3 protein-coding genes are annotated in these 3,214 nt (G+C 28.6%); all 3 read left to right on the plus strand.

What is annotated here, in order from left to right; all coding sequences use genetic code 11:
- Positions 1–1,133 (plus strand): Plug domain-containing protein (locus BUB89_RS18125; RefSeq protein WP_159434594.1); only part of this gene is annotated, 1,133 nt, incomplete at its 5' end.
- Between the two features lie 30 nt (positions 1,134–1,163).
- The gene (locus tag BUB89_RS17680; RefSeq protein ID WP_141384654.1) at positions 1,164–2,354 is read left to right on the plus strand and encodes a carboxypeptidase-like regulatory domain-containing protein; all 1,191 of its coding nucleotides are present in this window, start codon (positions 1,164–1,166) and stop codon (positions 2,352–2,354) included.
- Between the two features lie 42 nt (positions 2,355–2,396).
- Positions 2,397–3,214: hypothetical protein (locus tag BUB89_RS17685; protein WP_200806848.1), on the plus strand; the 818-nt coding region annotated here is incomplete at its 3' end.

The following is a 3,214-nucleotide window of genomic DNA, read 5'->3' on the forward strand; positions in this document are numbered from 1 at the left end:
AAGTCTATCATCCTGCCTATTATTTTGATACTACAAATCTAAAACGATTAGAACATCTAGATAATTTATTGTTGACCCAAGGTTGGCGCGATTTTGTTTGGAAAACAATTCCAAAAATTGATGAAACTGCTAGTTACAAAGTAGAAAAAGGAATCACCATTTCAGGCAGAGTGAAGCAAGTTTTTGCGGATAAGCCATTGGTCAATAATAATTTAACTCTGGCTTTAATGAGTCAAAAGAATCGGAATATTTTTAGTGCAGTTACCGATTCTATTGGTCGTTTCCAATTTGAAAACCTATTGTTTTCTGGAAAAACGAATATGTATTTGAATACCAGGGATGAAAAAGGAAAATTTAGAGGAGAAATAGTTTTGGACTCTATTGAACTGGCTCCAATGTTGGTTTCTTTAAAAAAAGAATCAATCGTTTTACAACAAATAAATAATTCGTTTACTGAAAATGTACTAAAGAAATTTACAGTTTTTGGAGTAAAACCCGAAAATGTTTTGGATGAAGTTGTAGTTAAATCTAAGAATAAATATTGGCAACCAGTCTATTATAAGAATCCTTTTAGTACTTACACCTCTGATGTAGTAACAAAAACATTAGTTTCTATTTGGGATGTATTGGAGATAGTACCTGGTGTTTGGGTTAAGGATAGATTTGATAAGGATTTACGCGTTGTGGGTGAAAAGGATGTTCCAAGTATATTAGTAAATGGTTTTGGAGTTTATAATTATGACTTAGATTATATTTTACCTAATGAAATTGTAAAAATAGAGGTAGTAAGAGAACTAGGTGTACCTATTATTTCAATTTTTATAAATAGAAATTGGAACGATAAACCTAAAAAAGTTCCTGTTTATGCTGTAAAAAGAGAAATAGAAGGTTTTTATACAGAACGAAATTTTTACTCATCTGATTTAGAAAATACCGAGATTGAGATAAATAATATGACTGCCGTAAGAAACACGATTTATTGGAATCCTTTAATCTATCCTGATAAAACGGGTGAAACAAGTGTTGATTATTACAATACCAATGCTGAAACTAAAGTAAAAGTAGTTCTGGAAGGGATTACTGCTAATGGAATTCCTGTTGCAAAAACAACCTATTACAGCATCAAAAAATAAGTTATAATTCTCATTTGTTAAAGAAAAAAAATGATGAACAAGATAAAAAAATATCTAAGTATTCTTATTCTATTGAATAGTATTGTTTTATATTCTCAAAACAATGAAATTTTTATATTGGATAGTGAAACTAAATTACCGATTGAAACAGTAAATATTTATTATCCGGCAATTCAGGAAGGTACATTTACAAATGCAGATGGAGAAGCTACAATAAATATTCGGGACTATGATTTAAAAATTTCACATATAGCTTATCAGGAAAGAATTATCAATTCTAAAGAGTTGCCAAATTCGAATACTTTTTATTTAACTCCAAAATCAGTTATTTTGGACGAAGTCATTGTGAGTTCTTTTAATTTAACTAAAGCACTACAATATGTTCTTGAAAATTACGAAAGTTTATATGAGAATCAACCTTTTGAAAAAGAATGTAATTTTAAAGAAATACTATCAATTGATAACAAACTAAAGCGATTGATAGTAACTAAAGTGAACTGGTGGAGTAGAAGCTACAATTACAGTCATTTAAGAGATCTAAAATTACGCTTAGGTGCAATAGATTTTAATGTAAATAACCCAATGGATATTTTTACGGATATTCCGAAAGAAAATATCCCATCAAACAGTGGTTTTATTGATACAAAAAATCTAATCAATACTATTTATTTGAATGTTTTTCTAATTAATTTCATAAAAACCAATCCTAAACTTGATTTTATTATTGAAAATTCTTCAGTAAATGAGACAACGGTTTCTTTTACAACTGAATGGAAAAAGAGATATACGTATTCTTTTAGAAGTAAAGGAAAAATTATATTCGATAACGAGACTAAAGCAATAATTTCATTTACCAATGAAGTTGAAAATAAAGATAGAATAATCAAAAGTTATACTAGCAGAGGGAACAAAGAGTTTTCGTATGAGACTATCAATTCTATTTCGGCATTAAATTTTCAAAAAAATAAAAATAACAAATGGGCAGTAAACTCATTTCAAGTAAGCGCAGATTTTAATATCACATACAATGATGTAAAGCATAATGGAAATATAAAAAACAATTTATATGTACTAAAAAATACTCAAATCGAAAAAGTTAAGAATGTTGGTCTAATTAATTTATCAAAACCTATATATCAAAATCTTCCTAAAGATATTGTTACGCATTCAAACTCTATATTATTATCTAATGATGAAAGAAATTTTATAGAAGAAAAATAGTTTTGTTAAAAATAAATGAATGCAACTTTTAAAATACAGTTTATGCAAAAAGATTTTATCTACAATAAAAAATATGTTTTAGGATTTTCATGGGTTGTTTTTTTTCTTTCTTTTTGCGTTCGGGCACAAGACCTTCAAAATAGTCCTGATATTGAAAAAGTGTATCTGCATACTGATAGAAACACTTATTTTCTGGGTGAAGATTTATGGTACAAAGCTTATAATGTTCGAGCTTCTAATAATTTGCTTTTTGATAACAGTAATATTTTGTATGTCGAATTAATCTCGGCTGATTCTAAAATAATTGCTCGAAATAAAACCAATTTAGAAATGGGATTGGGACATGGTGATTTTCAATTGCAGGATTCTCTTGGTGTTAAACCCGGGACTTATCAATTAAGAGCTTATACTAATTGGAATCGGAATTTTGGAAATGATTTTGTATTCAAAAAAGATATCGAGATTATTGATGTTTTTGCTCCAAATGACAAACCGAAAACAACTAAAAACATTCCTTTAGAATCTAAAACAGTTAAAAAAGAAGCAACAAAACCAAATACTTTTCAAGTTGATTATTACCCTGAAGGCGGATCGCTTTTAGAAAACGTAGCCAGTGTAGTCGGTTTTAAAGCAGTTGAACTAAATGGAATACCAATAGATATTAAAGGTGAAATCTATGATTCTAATAACGAATTAGTCTCTGTTTTTGAAAGTGTACATGATGGAATGGGAAAATTGCAAATGGTACCGATGGAAGGCAAAAAATATTATGCAAAAATTAAAACTTCAACAGGATTAGAATTGCGTCAAGAGCTTCCTAGTGTTCTCAAACAAGGTTATTTAGTTAGTTTTAGAGCCAT

The sequence above is a fragment of the Flavobacterium flevense genome, assembly GCF_900142775.1.
GTDB lineage: Bacteria > Bacteroidota > Bacteroidia > Flavobacteriales > Flavobacteriaceae > Flavobacterium > Flavobacterium flevense.